Source organism: Pseudoalteromonas sp. CNAT2-18.1, from assembly GCF_022347865.1.
Lineage (GTDB): Bacteria > Pseudomonadota > Gammaproteobacteria > Enterobacterales > Alteromonadaceae > Pseudoalteromonas > Pseudoalteromonas ruthenica.
In genome coordinates this window covers 132,867-150,848 of sequence record NZ_JAKRFR010000006.1, presented here as the reverse complement: position 1 = coordinate 150,848, position 17,982 = coordinate 132,867, and the positions used below count along the sequence as shown (strand labels likewise).

At 49.2% G+C, this 17,982-nt stretch carries 10 protein-coding genes, 1 other RNA gene and 1 CRISPR repeat array (1 of these 12 cut by a window edge); of the genes, 7 read left to right on the top strand and 4 right to left on the bottom strand.

The annotated features are described in order from the left end of the window. A CRISPR array of direct repeats spans positions 1-1,678; the repeat unit is 28 nt; unit sequence CTTCACTGCCGAACAGGCAGCTTAGAAA; it reaches 871 nt to the left of the window's first position. 266 nt (positions 1,679-1,944) lie between these two features. Continuing rightward, positions 1,945-2,302, bottom strand: a transfer-messenger RNA (tmRNA) gene (ssrA, locus tag MHM94_RS14385). 256 nt (positions 2,303-2,558) lie between these two features. Between ssrA and MHM94_RS14380 the strand changes: the two genes are divergently transcribed. Then, positions 2,559-4,184 (top strand): FapA family protein, encoded by a 1,626-nt coding sequence (locus MHM94_RS14380; protein ID WP_235419681.1) that lies wholly within the window; start codon positions 2,559-2,561, stop codon positions 4,182-4,184. Between the two features lie 13 nt (positions 4,185-4,197). Here the strand turns inward: MHM94_RS14380 and rnt are convergent, their stop codons facing one another. Then, positions 4,198-4,878: a ribonuclease T gene (rnt, locus tag MHM94_RS14375; protein ID WP_026111206.1), complete on the bottom strand. Its 681-nt coding sequence runs from the start codon at positions 4,876-4,878 to the stop codon at positions 4,198-4,200. Positions 4,879-5,058: 180 nt separating this feature from the next. On the opposite strand from rnt, the gene MHM94_RS14370 reads away from it, so the two are divergent. Next, positions 5,059-5,925, top strand: coding sequence for an OmpA family protein (locus MHM94_RS14370; protein ID WP_045978129.1), 867 nt, complete (start codon positions 5,059-5,061; stop codon positions 5,923-5,925). A gap of 16 nt (positions 5,926-5,941) precedes the next feature. Here MHM94_RS14370 and MHM94_RS14365 read toward each other — a convergent pair whose 3' ends face one another. Next, complete coding sequence (locus tag MHM94_RS14365) at positions 5,942-6,292, bottom strand: hypothetical protein (RefSeq protein WP_235419680.1); 351 nt, start codon at positions 6,290-6,292, stop codon at positions 5,942-5,944. Positions 6,293-6,355: 63 nt separating this feature from the next. Next, on the bottom strand, positions 6,356-8,332 hold the full coding sequence (mnmC, locus tag MHM94_RS14360) for a bifunctional tRNA (5-methylaminomethyl-2-thiouridine)(34)-methyltransferase MnmD/FAD-dependent 5-carboxymethylaminomethyl-2-thiouridine(34) oxidoreductase MnmC (RefSeq protein WP_235419679.1): 1,977 nt from the start codon (positions 8,330-8,332) through the stop codon (positions 6,356-6,358). Positions 8,333-8,518: 186 nt separating this feature from the next. On the opposite strand from mnmC, the gene fabB reads away from it, so the two are divergent. The 5 genes from fabB (at position 8,519) to truA (ending at position 17,934) form a co-directional block, all read left to right on the top strand. After that, a complete protein-coding gene (fabB, locus tag MHM94_RS14355) occupies positions 8,519-9,733 on the top strand; it encodes a beta-ketoacyl-ACP synthase I (protein ID WP_022945657.1) in 1,215 nt (404 codons plus the stop codon). Positions 9,734-9,837: 104 nt separating this feature from the next. Further along, positions 9,838-10,953, top strand: a complete 1,116-nt coding sequence (locus MHM94_RS14350) for a 4-phosphoerythronate dehydrogenase (RefSeq protein ID WP_045978127.1) — start codon at positions 9,838-9,840, stop codon at positions 10,951-10,953. Between the two features lie 16 nt (positions 10,954-10,969). After that, the gene (locus tag MHM94_RS14345) at positions 10,970-11,986 is read left to right on the top strand and encodes an aspartate-semialdehyde dehydrogenase (protein WP_053910370.1); all 1,017 of its coding nucleotides are present in this window, start codon (positions 10,970-10,972) and stop codon (positions 11,984-11,986) included. A 244-nt stretch (positions 11,987-12,230) separates the two neighbouring features. Continuing rightward, on the top strand, positions 12,231-16,952 hold the full coding sequence (locus MHM94_RS14340; RefSeq protein WP_235419678.1) for a FimV/HubP family polar landmark protein: 4,722 nt from the start codon (positions 12,231-12,233) through the stop codon (positions 16,950-16,952). 178 nt (positions 16,953-17,130) lie between these two features. Then, a complete protein-coding gene (truA, locus tag MHM94_RS14335) occupies positions 17,131-17,934 on the top strand; it encodes a tRNA pseudouridine(38-40) synthase TruA (protein ID WP_022945653.1) in 804 nt (267 codons plus the stop codon). Positions 17,935-17,982 lie beyond the last annotated feature (48 nt).

The following is a 17,982-nucleotide window of genomic DNA, read 5'->3' as shown; positions in this document are numbered from 1 at the left end:
AAACAGGATTCTTTAAGCCGTGATTGGTCCTTCACTGCCGAACAGGCAGCTTAGAAATAGGCGGTCTGCCACTTCGATTTTATCTAATTCTTCACTGCCGAACAGGCAGCTTAGAAAGAATCAATTACGTTTCGGAACCAACTTCACAGCTTCACTGCCGAACAGGCAGCTTAGAAATTCCTGCCTTTTCATACTGCATGGCCGTGTGACTTCACTGCCGAACAGGCAGCTTAGAAATGTTGTTAAGACATAGCTCCCAATCCAACCTTCTTCACTGCCGAACAGGCAGCTTAGAAAAACAAAGGTACGTGGCACATATGAGTTATGGCCTTCACTGCCGAACAGGCAGCTTAGAAAGTCGAAAAAGATTTCATAATCGACAGCTGATTCTTCACTGCCGAACAGGCAGCTTAGAAAAGCTTTCAGGGTAGTCATCCGTTAAGTCGGTACTTCACTGCCGAACAGGCAGCTTAGAAAGCTAGCGCCTCAAGTGTAGGCTGCATCGTTGACTTCACTGCCGAACAGGCAGCTTAGAAAATCAACGCCAATGGCGATGTGAGCTTATCAGCCTTCACTGCCGAACAGGCAGCTTAGAAAAATGTGAGGTAGCAAACGCTATGAACACCGACCTTCACTGCCGAACAGGCAGCTTAGAAACGAAAAGCTCGAAGCACTCAGCAGATTGCCGTCTTCACTGCCGAACAGGCAGCTTAGAAAACACGCATGTTCACAGGAGCGCAGTGGCTATTCTTCACTGCCGAACAGGCAGCTTAGAAAAACTCAACAATCGAAGGCATACTTAATTTTTTCTTCACTGCCGAACAGGCAGCTTAGAAAATCAATGTCATAAGTAAGCGGCAATTCAATCGCTTCACTGCCGAACAGGCAGCTTAGAAAGAGTCAATAAAAAAGGTGTGCCCTTAGATGGCCTTCACTGCCGAACAGGCAGCTTAGAAAACATGGAGGTGGGAGGGTAGGCGACTCTATTTCTTCACTGCCGAACAGGCAGCTTAGAAATAGATGAAAGCGAAAGCTCAGCAGAGAAGCTACTTCACTGCCGAACAGGCAGCTTAGAAATAGTTAAATAAGCTGTGAAATTTACAGTAATGCTTCACTGCCGAACAGGCAGCTTAGAAATTGAAACACGAATCCACTGCATGTATGCATTCCTTCACTGCCGAACAGGCAGCTTAGAAACATTTGAACAAACCAGCTAACGACATTTAAGCCTTCACTGCCGAACAGGCAGCTTAGAAATGTAGAGCCTGTATTCTCATGGAATTCAATATCTTCACTGCCGAACAGGCAGCTTAGAAACAAAGAAAAATGGCCCCCTTATATCGTCTCTACTTCACTGCCGAACAGGCAGCTTAGAAATTGTGTGAATGAGGCCATTTCACCGTAATAGTCTTCACTGCCGAACAGGCAGCTTAGAAAGCTAAATTATCGGAATCGCTTATTAAAAAGAATCTTCACTGCCGAACAGGCAGCTTAGAAATGTAAATCACCGAGGACGTATGCGCTAGAAATCTTCACTGCCGAACAGGCAGCTTAGAAAGTTTAAATTTCTGATGTACGATAACAACGGGCCTTCACTGCCGAACAGGTAGCTTAGAAATTTATAATTTGTGAGCCGTGATTGTCTCTAATCTTTACTGCTGAATAGGCACCTTATCAGTGGGCTTGATGTTTTTGAGTTGTGTGTCGTTAAGTGGTTTAACCGTTTTTGCCATATCTCTATTCCCTGAAGACCTTTAAACTTAAGGCTTTGGTGCAGCGACGTACTACGAGAACGAACACTATGTACTAACTTAGTACATGAAGCAGTACATAAACAACTGAATTTCAAAAAACGTGGGCGTACATTACAGGCATTAAAAAACCCGCTAAGTGTTGATTCTCAGCGGGGTTTTAAACGTTTTCGAACTTAATCGAACAGTGAAGTGGTGGAGCTGGGGGGATTTGAACCCCCGTCCGGAAAACCTCGACCATCGGTCCTACATGTTTAGTGTCGTCTTTTGGTTAACCCTTGAGTCTCGGACGCACACGATAAACAAAGGCGAGGCCGCTTAGTTTTAACCCTTCAACCCCGGCCAGGGTTTCCGTAGCGAGTCTGTGTAGGGTGACACTTCAGAACCGGGTCCACAGACATACACCGGAGAAGTGCTAGCGGGCTATTATGCCGCTAGAGCGTAGTTATCGTCGTTTGCGATTACTTTAAAATGCGGCTTTTTTACGAGGCCAACCGCACCTCGACATGCACCTCAGGCGTCTTGAATCCCGTCGAATCCTAATCAGCCCCTGAAATACGTTTCAGTATCCACAAGTATAACTGAGAGCAAGACCCTACTACAAGCGAAAGCAACTGAATTTCTTATAAATCAGGCGTGTTTGCCTATTCCCTGTGCAAAAACAACACATTTGCTATAACAACTGCGAAAAGAGTATGAACAATTACTTAACAATTAAGTATGAGTATGGTCAAATAGCGCTCGATGCAAAAACACTAATAATAAAATCGTGTCCACTTGCTGGGCGCTTCTTGGAAGTAAAATAACGTGTCCCTATTTGCCTTTGATAAGCTCAGTGGCGAGGTGAGCTTAATTGATCACCCCATGAATGGCTCAGTACCTGCCAGCGCTACTCAGCTTATGGAATTACTGGCGCAATCGCCTTATGCCGACTGCGAAATCCTTGATGCCAATATCGCGGCATTATTTAATCCGTCTAAGTCTAGTCAGTCACGTGTTGTAGCGCGGGCAGTTAATGCTCGTCTTAATGTTAACATCGATGAACTACTGATGATGGCAGAGGGCGAGCTTATCTGCGCTCGTGGTGGTGAAATTTTAGATTTAGACAACGCTGTGCGCCAACTTCGTGAAGCTGGAATTAAAAAAGGTATTAGTCGTAAAGCTCTTGAGTTATTGCTAGCAAAGCAGTTTGAGCTGCCACCAGGGGGGCGTGCCACGGCAATTGTTGCTGTTGGGCGTAAAGCCAAAAGTGGTGAAGATGCACGTTTTATTCGTCTATGCGCCACTGCTCAAGATCGCGTTTTATGTCCGAAAGAAGCTGAAAATGGCAAGGTGGATATGCGCGACCTTGGCGATATTATTACTGTGAAGCCGGGTAGCCCGTTAATGCAAAGAGTGCCAGCAACGGCAGGGGAACCTGGATACAATTTATTTGGTGAGCAACTTGCGCCTAAACCTGGTCGACAGTTTCCGCTTGAGGTCATGGAAGGCACGCGTCTAGATAGTGACAATGAGAACCTCTTGGTGGCCGACGCTGTCGGGGTGCCGGTTGCACTTGCTCGGGGTGTGCGAGTGGACGACGTGCTGTGCTACGACTTTGTTGATGCAACAACGGGGCATATTCGCTTCGAGGGCAGTGTGATTGTCAGCGGCGATGTAAAAGATGCGATGCAAATTGTCGCCACTGGTGATATCACCGTCTTGGGCTTTGTCGAATCGGCAACGCTACAAAGCGACAATGAGATCACCGTCGTTAAGGGCGTGATCGGACGCAAACGAGACGAGTCTGAACCCTGTAGTTGCCGTATTCAAGCTAAACGCAGTGTCTCTATTGGCTATGCTCAATACAGTGATATTCAATCGCAGCAAGATATCTTTATCGACCGCCAAGCACTGCACTGTGAGCTAAGCGCTCGGCGCTTAATTCGTGTTGGCCGGGGCAAAACCCCCCGAGGCAAGTTGATTGGTGGCTTTGTCAGCAATGCTTTGCGCATAGAAACTGGCGAGTTAGGTGCGCCATCGGGTACACGCACTAAAGTGTATCTGGGTCAGTATTACTATGAACTAAAACAAAAGCGTAAAACCTTAGCTGAACAGCAAAAACGCATTAACGAGAAGTTTGCTGCCTTACAGGTGCTTCGTAAAAAGGCCTTAAAAGAGGCGGATAATGACAAACGCAAACGTCAGTGCGCACATTTGGATAAGCATGAAGCTCAGTGGGTGGCCATCAAGCAAGGGTTAGAGAAGAAAAAGCGACTCGTGCAACAGCGCATTAATATGTTGTTGGGCACGAGCCGTGTGCGGGTAAATGACTTAATGCACCCTGGAGTGGAGCTGAAAATTGCCCATGATACAACGCAGATATCGCGTATCTATCCGCCACATTCGGCGCTATTGAGTGAAGGCAAAATCACTCAACAATTTCCACTTTAAGGCACATGCGGCCTTAGACGCCTTCGGTATTTGCCGGCGGTGTAGGCTCTTCGCTAGTCTCGGTACTAGCGAGCGGCCAGCCTCCCAAGCTTTGCCATTTGTTAACGATAAAGCAGAACAGCTCAGCGGTACGCTCTGTATCATACAAGGCGCTGTGCGCTTGGGCATTATCAAACTCAATTCCCGCAGTGCGACACGCTTTTGCCAGTACCGTTTGTCCCAACGCTAATCCGGCCAGCGACGTGGTGTCAAAGCTTACAAAAGGGTGAAATGGCGTGCGTTTAATTTTACAGCGCTCAATAGCCGCATTTAAAAAGCCATGATCAAAGGCGGCATTATGGGCAACCACCACGGAGCGTTGGCAGCCGGCGTCTTTTTGCGCTTTGCGTACAAATTTACAGATACTTTTCATTGCTTCGCTTTCATCCACCGCGCCACGCAAAGGTGAGAAAGGGTCGATACCATTAAACTCAATAGCCGATTGCTCGATGTTTGCCCCTTCAAAAGGGTCAACATGAAAGTGTTGCGTTTGGTCTAAGTGCAAGTAGCCTTGCTCATCCATTTTTAATGTGGTGACAGCAATTTCAAGCAATGCGTCGGTATTTTTATTAAAGCCAGCGGTTTCCACGTCGATAACTACAGGGAAGAAGCCGCGAAAGCGCTGTGCAAAGCGTGTTGGTTCTGTGTCTGCCATAATACTGCCCAAAGCCAATAAAGGCCGGCTATTATGGCAAAAACTGCGCCATGCCAACAGGGGCTAAGGTAAAATTAATCACGCCATAGTGCCATCAAGTTCGTTTTCTGTGGTACAAGTATTGCATTGCGTTTCGTACACGGTAAAAGCGTCAATGGTTCGACGAGGTATGTTCACATCATGATTAGGTTTTCATTAATTGCATTGAGTGTGTTGTTAAGCGCTCAGGCGCAGGCGGCGATGCGCAGCTATGAGGCTTCAGCACAGTCCTCGCATTGGACCTTGGTAGAAAACTCGCGTTTACAGTGCCAACTTAATCATGAAGTTCCCTATTATGGCGAAGCCATATTCCGCGCTCATGCCAGCAAAAATAAAGCCTTAAACTTTAATTTGGACATGGTTGTTCGCCCCAATAATTATGACCTAGCTGCATTGGAAGCGGTGCCGCCAAGCTGGCGCCCAGGCACCCATGCGAAAGCGTTAGCGTCAATGGAGCTACTGCGGCAATTCGATGGCGAGCTCGGTGACAGCACGGCCTGGGAGATGCTCTCAGAGCTAGAAAAGGGCAATCATCCCACTTTTTACTACCAAGACTGGCGTAACGCCCGTGATCAGGTTTCGGTGGGCTTATCGTCGGTTAATTTTAAGCAAGCGTATTGGGCGTTTTTACAATGTCGTGACGGATTATTGCCTTTTAGTTTTGAAGATATCGCGTTTACGGTGATGAACTACAAGAAAAACTCCAGCGAGTTGACCAAATCATCGAAAAAGCGCCTCGCACAGATAGGTGAGTACCTCAAGCATGACAAAGAAATAGAGTCGGTGATGATCTCGGCCTATACCGATAGCTATGGTGGACGTTGGAATAACCTCGAACTTTCTAAACGCCGTGCGGCGGCGATTGCCGAGTATATTAAAGAGTTAGGTGTAGATGAAGGTAAGTTGGTGACTACGGGGTTTGGCGAGAAGCGCCATGTGGCTCCAAACGAGACGGTGATTGGTCGCGGCAAAAACCGTCGCGTAGTGATTCAAATAGCTAAGCCATAAGGCTCATCAGCGTAGCTTATTCGTTAGCGGCGCTGACCATGGCACTGATTTCTGTCCACTCATCACGTTGATACACACTAATGCGTACCGGATGGCCGTTTACATCATAAAACAAGGTAAAGCGGCCAATATCACTGGTAATATTCAACGGCTCACCCAGCTTACTCTGATAAAAATCAGTGACTTCGTTGTCACTGAGTTGAGTGAAACCATCAAGCACCATGGGGTATTTCTTTTCCACGGTCATGCGGGTGGTAAAATCTTCTGGCAAAGGTAGCAAAGACAAGTCCGCATAGGCTAGGTTGCTCGCCGCTACCAAAACACTTCCTGCAAGGGTGGTAGCTAGTCGGCGAAAAGCGTTATTCATGGTTTCACTCCGATTATAAACACATCTTTATATTATAAAATTTAACCTATATTTAACCAAAAATCACTTTATTTGTCCGCGCTTTAGGTCGCGAATAATGAAACGGGCAGGGTGCAGGGCCTGATCGACACGATTTGAAATCGGTAACGGCTCGTCACATAGGCTGGCAACTAAGCTCTCGGCGCACAGGGGAGCCGTGCATAAGCCTCGTGCCCCTAAGCCAGTAAACAAGTGTAAACCAGGGTTTTGATGACGCAGTGGTTGCTGGCCTTGCCACTGTCCTTTAGGTAGCAAAGGGAAGGCCGCTATATAATCGTCTTGTTGCGCATATTGCCCAATAATAGGCAAATGATCGGCGAGGGTCGCGCGAATAGCGGCTTTGGCACCGTTAATATCCTGCAACTCTTGAGTCCAGTCGCAATCACCATAAAACCCGGCAAATTGTTGCCAATTAGTGCGATCATCAGCATCGCGAATATCTCGCGCTTGGGTGTCTTTTTCAAAGGTTGCGCCCATACAATGGCTGCCATCGTAAGCCGGTGTAAAATACCCTTTGTGGCAAAGCACAGTGTTGAGCTTGCGCGAGTTATCGCTGGCGCTCAGGTGTGACACTTGACCGCGCACACTTTGTAGCGCCAACTCGTTCTTTGGCAACAGCTCAGTGGAGTGCTCCCCCATACAAATAAACACATCGCTAAAGTCGTCATAGCCCTGGTTTTTGCACAGCAACTGCCACCGCTCACCCACGCGATTAACAGCCGTAACCTGAGTGGCAAAGTGAATGTCGAGCTGCGCCTGCTGCTTGGCTTGAGTGACTAGTGCCTGCACCAGCCCTACTGGGCTAACCCAGCCCGCATCAGGGATGAATAAACCACCATAGGGAGTATCAATGCCGGCAATATCGCTGGCTTGCTTCGCATCTACACCCTGTATCAACCACTGCGGCCAATTGTTCTTACTGAGCAAGTTGGCATGGCGTTTTTTTCCTTCCTCTTTAACGCCTTGTAGCAGCACGCCACACCATTGGTGGGCAAAATCAACATCGTTTGCCAGTTGCTCGTACAAGCGCTTGGCATATAAAAAGCTGTGCGCGAAGAGCTCACTGGAGGGCGATACATCTGCTTGCAAGTGCGGATACACTGCGCCTTGTTTGTTGTGTGACGCACCTTGAGCCAGTTCGTCGTCAGCGCAAAAGAGGGTGCAAGGAATATTGCGTGCCGTTAACCGATGAGCCAATGTCGCCGCAGCAATGCCACCACCAACAATGGCAACCTTATCTAAGGGGCGGGTATGGCGAACAAATGGCGCCGGAACATTGGTGGTCGCGGTGGTATGTTCAAGCTCACCCACTATCATCTCGCGCTTGCGGCCATAGCCTTTCACTTTATTCACCTTGAACCCGGCTTGCTGCAGCCCTCGGCGTACAAAGCCTGCAGCGGTGAAGGTGGCAAAGGTGGCGGCTTCGCGACCAAGATGTGCCATAGCATCGAACAAAGACTGCTGCCACATATCAGGATTTTTACTCGGGGCAAAGCCATCTAAAAACCACGCATCGACGAGACCATGCCGATTGAAGTTCATCTGCTCGATGCTATCAAGCACATCGCCAATCCATAAATCCAAGGTAACTTCGCCAAAGTGCAGGCGATGGCAGCCAGGCAAAGCCTCGGGGTACTGTGCCACCAGTTGCTCACTGTAATGGCTCAGTTGCGGCCAGGCTGCTAGAGCCCGGGCTAAATCCTGACGCTGGATAGGGAATTTTTCAAAGGAGATAAAATGCAGCCGGGTGGCTTTTTTCTCTGTTTGGGTGGCAAAGCGTTGCCATGCATTCAAAAAGTTTAAACCCGTACCAAACCCTGTTTCGGCAATGACAAATTGCTCGCGCGGATGACTGCATAGTCGCTCACTGATGTGGTTATGCTGATAAAATACATAATCAGATTCTGCCAGGCCGTCTTCATTAGAGAAGTAAACATCGTCAAAATCATCGGCGACGGGAGTGCCACAGTCATTAAAATGGATTTTAGCGTGGGTAATCATTTTAGCTCTTTGAGTAAGTCTTTGCCCACTATTTTAGCGACTTTACAGCGGTGCGTATATTGTCACTAAAAGATCATCTCGGGCGCTTGAAAATTTCAGTGTACATATGTACGCTGGAATGACCACTTCGGAATCAGTTTCCGCGTAAACTATACGCAATTTAGATCTAAGCTAAGGTAAATTCTCATGAGAAGAGCCGTCATTACGGGTATCGGTGTTGTTTCTAGCATCGGTAATAACAAAGAAGAAGTACTGGAATCTCTAAAAACGGGTAAAAGTGGTATTGCCTTTAACCCTGAATTTGCAGAATACAATTTGCGTAGCCAGGTCTCTGGCCACATTGATATTAATGTTAAAGATCACGTTGACCGCAAAGCCCACCGCTTTATGGGTGATGCAGCAGCCTATTCTTATATCTCAATGGCTCAGGCCATTGCTGACGCTAAACTCACCGACGAGCAAGTGTCTAATGAGCGCACCGGATTGGTTGTTGGCTCTGGTGGTGGCTCATCGAAGTATCAGGTGGAAGCCGCCGATATTCTTCGCGAGAAAGGAGTTAAGCGGGTAGGCCCATACATGGTTCCACGCACCATGGCTAGCACCACCTCGGCGTGTTTGGCCACGCCGTTTAAAATTAAAGGTGTGAATTACTCTATCAGTTCGGCCTGTGCCACCTCGGCGCATTGTATTGGCCATGCGGTAGAGCAGATTCAACTAGGCAAGCAAGATGTTATTTTCGCCGGTGGCGGTGAAGAGCTGCACTGGACCCTTGCGATGGAATTTGATGCTATGGGCGCCTTGTCGACCAAGTATAACGATGCGCCAGAAAAGGCGTCTCGTACTTATGATGCTAACCGAGATGGCTTTGTCATCTCTGGTGGCGGCGGTATCGTCGTGGTTGAAGAGCTAGAGCATGCATTGGCCCGTGGCGCGCATATCTACGCCGAAATTACCGGTTATGGTGCAACTTCTGATGGCTTCGATATGGTGGCACCATCGGGCGAGGGCGCCGTTCGCTGTATGAAACAAGCGATGCAAAACCTGCAGGGTCCTGTCGACTATCTCAATACCCACGGCACCTCAACGCCAGTAGGTGATGTCAAAGAGCTCGGTGCAATTCAAGAGCTATTTGGTGAGCAGTCACCGGCTATTAGCGCCACTAAAGCAATGACGGGTCACGCGCTCGGCGCAGCCGGTGTTCATGAAGCGATTTACTCTTTGCTCATGCTAGAGAATAACTTTGTAGCGCCATCTATCAACATTGATGAGCTGGACGAGCAAGCAAAAGGTTTGGATATAGCCACTGAGCGCCGCGATGTGGAGCTTAATACCGTGATGTCGAATAGCTTCGGCTTTGGCGGTACCAACGCCACATTGGTGATGAGTAAATACAAAGGCTAATTTTGCTGCTTTGTTAATCATAAAGCCACGCAGATGCGTGGCTTTTTGCTTTGTGTGCCAAGGGCGATTAGAATGGCGCTCCAAACTGGGCTGGGATAACTGCCATGAAGATATTAGCTGATCAAAATATGCCTTTGGTGGATGCATTGTTTTCACCGCTGGGCGATGTCGAGCGCTTCGATGGGCGCACACTCACAGCGGCACAAGCGCAGCATGCCGATGTACTGCTAACGCGCTCGGTGACCCAGGTGAACGAGCAGCTGCTAGATAGCAACACGCAACTCTCTTTCGTTGGCACGGCGACCATTGGTATCGATCATATCGACCAAGGGTATTTGCAAAACCGTGGTATTCCTTTCACCAATGCCCCAGGTTGCAATGCCATTGCGGTGGCAGAATACGTGCTAAGTGCCATGCTGGTGTTAGCGCAGCAACAACAGTTTTCGCTATTCACCAAGAAAGTAGCTATTGTCGGTGTCGGCAATATTGGCCAATGCTTAGCCGATAAGCTCGCCGCCATCGGTGTGCAAACCTTGCTGGTTGACCCGCCGCGTGCCGCGCGAGGTGACAGCGGCCAATGGTACGAACTAGAGCAGGCGCTAGCGCAAGCAGACATCATTAGCTTCCATGTGCCCTTGGTAAAAGAAGGCAGTCATCAAACGCGGCACTTACTCAATGCCGAGCGCATTGCGGCTTTAGCCAGCAACAAGGTGATCATTAATGCCAGTCGCGGTGATGTGATTGATAACGCTGCATTGCTTGCGCGTCAGCAAAGTGACAATGACCTGCATCTGGTACTAGATGTGTGGGAAAATGAGCCGCATATTCTTACTGAGCTGATGAATTATGTGGATTTAGCTACGGTGCATATTGGCGGTCATACCCTCGAAGGTAAAGGTCGAGGCACCTTTATGTTGTATCAAGCGTTGTGTCAGCACTTGGGGATTCGCGCTGAAGCCACCCTCAGTGAGCTGCTGCCGACGCCGAGTTTAAATGAACTCACATTAAGCCCTAGTTGGACATTGCAGGAGCTTGGCTCGCTTGTGCACCTTATTTATGACGTTCGTCGCGATGATGCCATTATGCGTCAAGCACTCGCGACAGAGGGCTTTGATAGCCTAAGAAAGAATTATCCGGTTCGCCGTGAGCTCAGCACTTTGCGGCTGCGCGGTGATAACCCTCACCTCAGTGCGCTGGCTGCACTGGGGTTCAGTATTTAATGCCTGAGGAAATAGCATGTCGCAAAAGTTTAACGTCGCGGTATTAGGAGCCACAGGGCTCGTAGGTCGCCAAATTATCGAAACGCTCGCGGAGCGTAACTTTCCGGTCGATAACCTTTATCCATTGGCCAGCAGTCGCTCTGCCGGTGAGGAAATTGAGTTTAATGGCCAGAGCATTGAGGTGTTGGATGTCGAGCAATTCGACTTCGCTGATGCCCATATTGGTCTGTTCTCGGCTGGTGGCAGCGTGTCACAAAAATATGCTCCCATTGCCGCCGAGGCTGGTTGTATCGTCATCGATAATACCTCAGAGTTTCGCTATGAGTTTGATGTGCCACTGGTTGTGCCTGAGGTGAATAGCTCAGCGCTAGCAGATTTTCGCAATCGTAATATCATTGCCAATCCGAACTGCTCCACTATTCAGATGATGGTGGCACTGAAGCCTATCTATGACGCCTATGGCATTGATCGTATTAACGTCTCAACCTACCAAGCGGTGTCGGGGGCAGGTAAAGAGGCGGTGGAAGAGCTGGCTAAGCAAACGGCGCACTTAATGAATGGCCGGCCCATGGAAAATGAAGTCTTTAGCAAGCAAATGGCTTTTAACGTCATTCCGCAAATTGATAAGTTTGAGGACAATGGCTACACCCGCGAAGAAATGAAAATGGTGTGGGAGACGCAAAAAATTCTTGGTGATGACAGCGTATTAGTGAACCCAACAGCGGTGCGCGTGCCGGTATTTTACGGTCATGCTGAAGCGGTACACCTAGAAACACGTATGCCAGTGGATGTTGAGCACGTTAAACAGCTGCTCGAGCAAGCCCCTGGCGTTGAGCTTATCAATGATGACCATGATTTTCCGACGCCGGTGACTGATGCAAGCGGCAATGACAGCGTCTATGTTGGCCGCGTGCGGCAAGATATTTCTCATCCACACGGTTTAAATTTGTGGATCGTCAGCGATAACACCCGCAAAGGTGCGGCGACCAATAGCGTACAGATTGCTGAGGCGCTCATTGCCGAATATTTGTAAAATGAAGGCCAACGGCGAGTAAGTACAGTAAAAAAGCGGCAAATTGCCGCTTTTTTCTTAGTTATCAATTGTTTCGGAGTAAAGTGAAATTCCCTTTCCGGCGTGGATATTCCCCTATATCTGGTTTATAGTTTGAAAGTGGAATAAAGCTTGCTGATAAACACAAGAAAAACAATGACTCGGGAGATGGCTTTTGCGGCCGATAACCTTCCATAAAGCACAAAAAAATGAGTAAAGGAAAAGCATGCGCGGTTTAGTTACACTGGTTTTTGTTGTCGCGACCCTAGTAGCGGCTGGCACGAGTGCGCAAAGCACTGAAATTCGTGGTCCTAAAGGGGTCGACTATGGTGCTCAAGGCCGCTCTATCGGACCCATTAAACCAACTGACACCTTGTGGCGAATCGCTGCCAAGGTGCGTCCCGACAACTCAGTGACCATGTATCAAGTAATGGTTGCCCTTTACGAGAAAAACCCCGACTCATTTTTAGACAAAAACCTTAACCACATGCGCGATGGCGCATATTTGCGTATTCCCTCGTTAAATGAAATTCGTACTATTGACCCGGCTCAGGCACGACAAAAGTCTGAGCAAGATGACCGTTTGTGGGAAAAAATTAAAAACGGCACGCTCAATAGTAATGAAATCGATTTGGTCGCGAAAAAAACCACGTCGGCGCGTCAAGAAGATGTCGAAAAAGCCAAAACGGAACTGAAAAGCGAATTAGAGCAGCTTAAGCGTTTACAAGGCGAGCGTTTGGTGGAGCTACAAGAGCAGTTCAAGTCGTCTGTGACCGATGTAGAGGCGATATTGACTGAGAATCGTCAGCTGAAATCGCAACTTGAGAAGATCAGCGAACAACTTGCCACAGTCAAAGATCAGCTTGACGAAAAGGACGCAGAGTTGCAGCGCCAGCTGCAACAAATACTGGCTGAACGTGAGGCCATGGCGCAGCAGAAGTTACAGCAAGCGCAGCAAGAACAAAGTGCGCTCGAAGGCATCCCAACGTGGCTGAAATTAGTTTTGATGATGACTATTCCAGCATTAGCCGTGCTCGGGTTAATTATTTTCATTTTAAAGAAACGCCAGTCAGCAAAAGAGCCTGAGCCAAGCGACGACGATGAATTCCTACCACAAACACCGACGCCGCAAATGCAAACTCAACCTGAGGCCGGTATCGATGACCTAGATTTAGGTGCGGATGACGACAGTTTAGACGACAGCCTTGATGATTTACCGCTCGATGACCCCGATGATGCGTTAGATGAGCCGGGCATTCAGTTAGACGATGACGACTTCCTTGATCAAAGCGACGATATTTTAGATGAAGGCGGTGATGGGGCTGACGATATCGACTCACTGTTAGACCAAGACGAGTTAGACGGCTTACTTGATGATGACGTGGTATTTGACGATGAGTCTGATACTGAAGTGAGCCAAGAAGAAGCGGTATTACAGCAAAATTTTGATGCCCCTGGCGATGACATCAGTGTTGATGTGCCAGAAGAAAATGAACCAGATAGCGATATTCTTAGCGATGAAGATATTGACGACTTATTTGCCACCGATGATAGCGAAGACGAGTCACAGGCAAACGCTAACGGTGAAGAAGCGAGCGATGATAGCGATGAGGCGATGGCCGCATTGTCTGAAGAGTTGGCTGACGAACAGCTCGAGCAGACAGATGCCGAGTCAGGGGATGACACCTTCGATATTGATGAGCTTGTTGATGAAACGCAGTCCGAGCCGGCGGATGACGATTTCGATGTCGATGACTTACTAGAGGAAAACGCCGCAGACGAGCAAAGCGCTGAAGAAGATGACCTTGATGTTGATAGCCTACTCGATGAAGCGGCAGCAGCGCCAGCAGCAGATGCCGATGAAAGCGATGTCGATATCGATGAGCTAATTGATGAAAACGGCGCAGACGAGCAAGGCGCTGAAGAAGATGACCTTGATGTTGATAGCCTACTCGATGAAGCGGCAGAAGCGCCAGCAGCAGATGCCGATGAAAGCGATGTCGACATCGATGAGCTGATTGATGAAAACGGCGCAGACGAGCAAAGCGCTGAAGAAGATGACCTTGATGTTGATAGCCTACTCGATGAAGCGGCAGCAGCAGATGCCGATGAAAGCGATGTCGATATCGATGAGCTGATTGATGAAAACGCCGCAGACGAGCAAAGCGCTGAAGAAGATGACCTTGATGTTGATAGCCTACTCGATGAAGCGGCAGAAGCGCCAGCAGCAGATGCCGATGAAAGCGATATCGACATCGATGAGCTGATTGATGAAAACGGCGCAGACGAGCAAGGCGCTGAAGAAGATGAGCTTGATGTTGATAGCCTGCTTGATGAACCGGCAGAAGCGCCAGCGGCTGAGGCGGATGAAAGCGATGTCGACATCGATGAGCTGATGGATGAAAACGGCGCAGACGAGCAAAGCGCTGAAGAAGATGAGCTTGATGTTGATAGCCTGCTCGATGAAGCGACAGAAGCACCAGCAGCAGATGCCGATGAAAGCGATGTTGATATTGATGAGCTGATGGATGAAAACGCCGCAGACGAGCAAGGCGCTGAAGAAGATGACCTTGATGTTGATAGTCTGCTTGATGAAGCGGCAGAAGAGTCAGCGGCCGATGCCGATGAAAGCGATGTTGATATCGATGAACTGATGGATGAAAACGCCGCAGACGAGCAAGGCGCTGAAGAAGAGGACCTTGATGTTGATAGCCTGCTCGATGAAGCGGTAGAAGAGTCAGCGGCTGATGCTGATGAGAGCGATGTTGATATCGATGAGCTGATGGATGAAAACGCTGCGGACGAGCAAGACGCTGTAGAAGATGATCTCGATGGTGACGTTGAGCCGGAGCCAGAGCTCGCATTGGAAGAGGATGACGATTTAGACGGCGACGATCTCCTTGATGACGCTCCTGGCGATGAGCAAGCAGCTGATGAAGAGGGTGACGTTGAACCGGAGCCAGAACTCGCATTGGAAGAAGATGACGACTTAGACGGCGATGACCTTCTTGAAGGTATCCCTGGCGATGAGCAGACTCTCGATGACGAGGGTGACGCTGAGCCGGAGCCAGAACTCGCATTGGAAGAAGATGACGAATTAGATGGTGACGATCTCCTTGATGACGCCCCTAGCGATGAGCAAGCGGCAGGTGATGAGGGTGACGTTGAGTCGGAACTAGAACTCGCATTGGAAGAAGATGACGACTTAGACGGCGACGATCTCCTCGAAGATGTCTCTGGCGATGAGCAGACTATTGATGAAGAGGGGGACATTGAACCGGAGCCAGAGCTCGCGCTGGAACAAGATGACGAATTAGAGGGCGACGATCTCCTTGATGATGCTCCTGGCGACGAGCAAGCGGCAGATGAAGAGGGTGACGTTGAGCCGGAGCCAGAGCTTGCGCTGGAAGAAGGTGATGACTTAGACGGCGACGATCTTCTTGGTGAAGCCGCTGACGATGAGCAGACTCCTGATAAAGAAGGTGACGTTGAACCGGACCCAGAGCTCGCGCTGGAAGAAGATGATGACTTAGACGGCGACGATCTTCTTGGTGAATCCGCTGGCGATGAGCAGACTCTTGATGAAGAGGGGGACATTGAACCGGAGCCAGAGCTCGCGCTGGAAGAAGATGACGACTTAGACGGCGACGATCTCCTTGATGATGCACCTCGCGATGAGCAGACTCTTGATGAAGAGGGTGACGTTGAACCGGAGCCAGAGCTCGCGCTGGAAGAAGATGACGATTTAGACGGCGACGATCTCCTTGATGATGCTCCTGGCGACGAGCAAGCGGCAGATGAAGAGGGTGACGCTGAACCGGAGCCAGAACTCGCGCTGGAAGAAGATGACGACTTAGACGGCGACGATCTCCTTGATGACGCACCTCGCGATGAGCAAGCGGCTGATGAAGAGGGAGACGCTGAACCGGAGCCAGAACTCGTATTAGAAGAGGGTGATGACCTCGATGGTGATGACTTACTTGCTGATGCACCAGAGCTTGAAATAGAAGAGCAAGCGCAACCGGATGCAAGTGATGAAGATTTAATTGACGAAAGTGCCGACCAAGAGCTACTTGAAGCAGACTTTGCTGATTTTGATGAGCCGGATCTCGAACTTGACTTAGGCGACGATCCGCTGCTTGAAGATGAAGATGCATCGGACGTTGAGCCTGTTAGCTCTCAAGAGCCACAAATGGGGGATGTTGAACATCCTAGCCAGCAGCTAGATGACTATCCCGAGCTTGAACTCGATGAGCCATTTAGTAGTGAAGCTGAGCAGCAACTCAGCGAAGCGATGGCTCAAGAGGGAGATGAAGAGCTCGATCTCTCCAGTGATTTGGATGGTGACCTTGACGATGAGTTAAGCGCACTGATGGATGACTCTCTAGATGACGATATCGATGGTGACGAACAACTCGACGACAGTCAGCTCGATGAGGATTTCCTTGCTGACTTAACGCAGACCGATTTTGATGCTCTGCTCAACGAACTTGCTGAGCCAGATGAAGATGTGATCGGTGAACCGCAAGATAACGACCTTGATCTGCAGAGTTTGCTCGCCGATAGTGACTTTGACGCGGATGATGACGCGGTCGCAGACGCGGTCGCAGACGCGAACGAAGACGACAGTGGCGCAGCAGAGCCGGACTATCTTGATATTGATGACCTGCTCGAGCAGAGTGATGACTCAGAGCCTGATAACGAACCCTATGATGAAGTCGATATGGATGTGGGCTTGGGTGAGTTTGATGACATGCTCGACGACTCGCAAAAGACCGATGTTGATAGTGAAGACGGCGGTTTCAGCGCTAAATTGGATTTAGCGAGGGCTTATATCGAAATTGATGATGTTGATTCAGCCCTCGAAGCGCTACAAGACGTGCTTGATAATGGCCCGCAGTCGCTCCATAAAGAGGCGCAAGCCTTGCAGGAACGTCTGAAACGCTAGCGTGTTAAGCTCAGCCGCGAGATGATAAATGCGCAGGCAAAGTGTCTGCGCATTTTTTGTATTAACTGCTTGTCTATGGGCAAGCTTGCTCCCTTCGGGAGCCTCATTACCCTCAGCATTAGCTATTTGCCCGCAGAGCGTTTAAAATGCCGAAAATTTTATTGAGCTAAGAGTATCAATGCGCGTCGCTTTAGGAATCGAATACAATGGTGCCCGCTACAGTGGCTGGCAGCGTCAATCTCATGTCAGCAGTATCCAAGCGGAAATTGAAACTGCGTTGTCCCGTATTTGTAATCATCCTGTGGATATTACTTGTGCAGGGCGTACCGACGCCGGCGTTCATGCCACCGGTCAGGTTGTGCACTTTGATACCCATGCTGAGCGTGATATGGGCGCTTTTACCCTAGGTATGAACTCGCAGTTGCCTGATGACATCGCCGTGCGCTATGCAATGCCAACCGCTGATGATTTTCATGCCCGTTTTAGTGCCACCGCACGACGTTATCGTTATGTGATTTATAATCACCCCTATCGGCCAGGGATTTTGCGCTCTGGGGTGACTCATTATCATCACCCGCTGGATGAAACACGCATGCAAGCGGCCTGTGCGTATATGCTCGGCGAGCAAGATTTCACCTCGTTTCGGGCGGTGCATTGCCAGTCCAACACGCCATTTCGTAATATCCACCATCTATTTGTTGAGCGCATCGGTGATTACATCGTTGTTGATATCAAGGCCAATGCCTTTTTACATCATATGGTGCGTAATATTACCGGGTGCTTGATGGACATTGGGGTTGGTGAGCAAGAGCCGCAATGGATGCAGCATTTATTGGCTATTAAAGACCGCACCCAAGCCAGTGCAACCGCTAAGCCTAATGGTTTATATTTGGTGGACGTGGACTATCCCGAGCAGTGGCAAATTCCCAGCACGCCACTGGGACCGCTTTTTTTACCCGATAACGAGCCTCCAAAGAGCTAATAAAAAGGGGTGAATGGTAGGTGTAAATGGACTACGCCGACCAGTTTT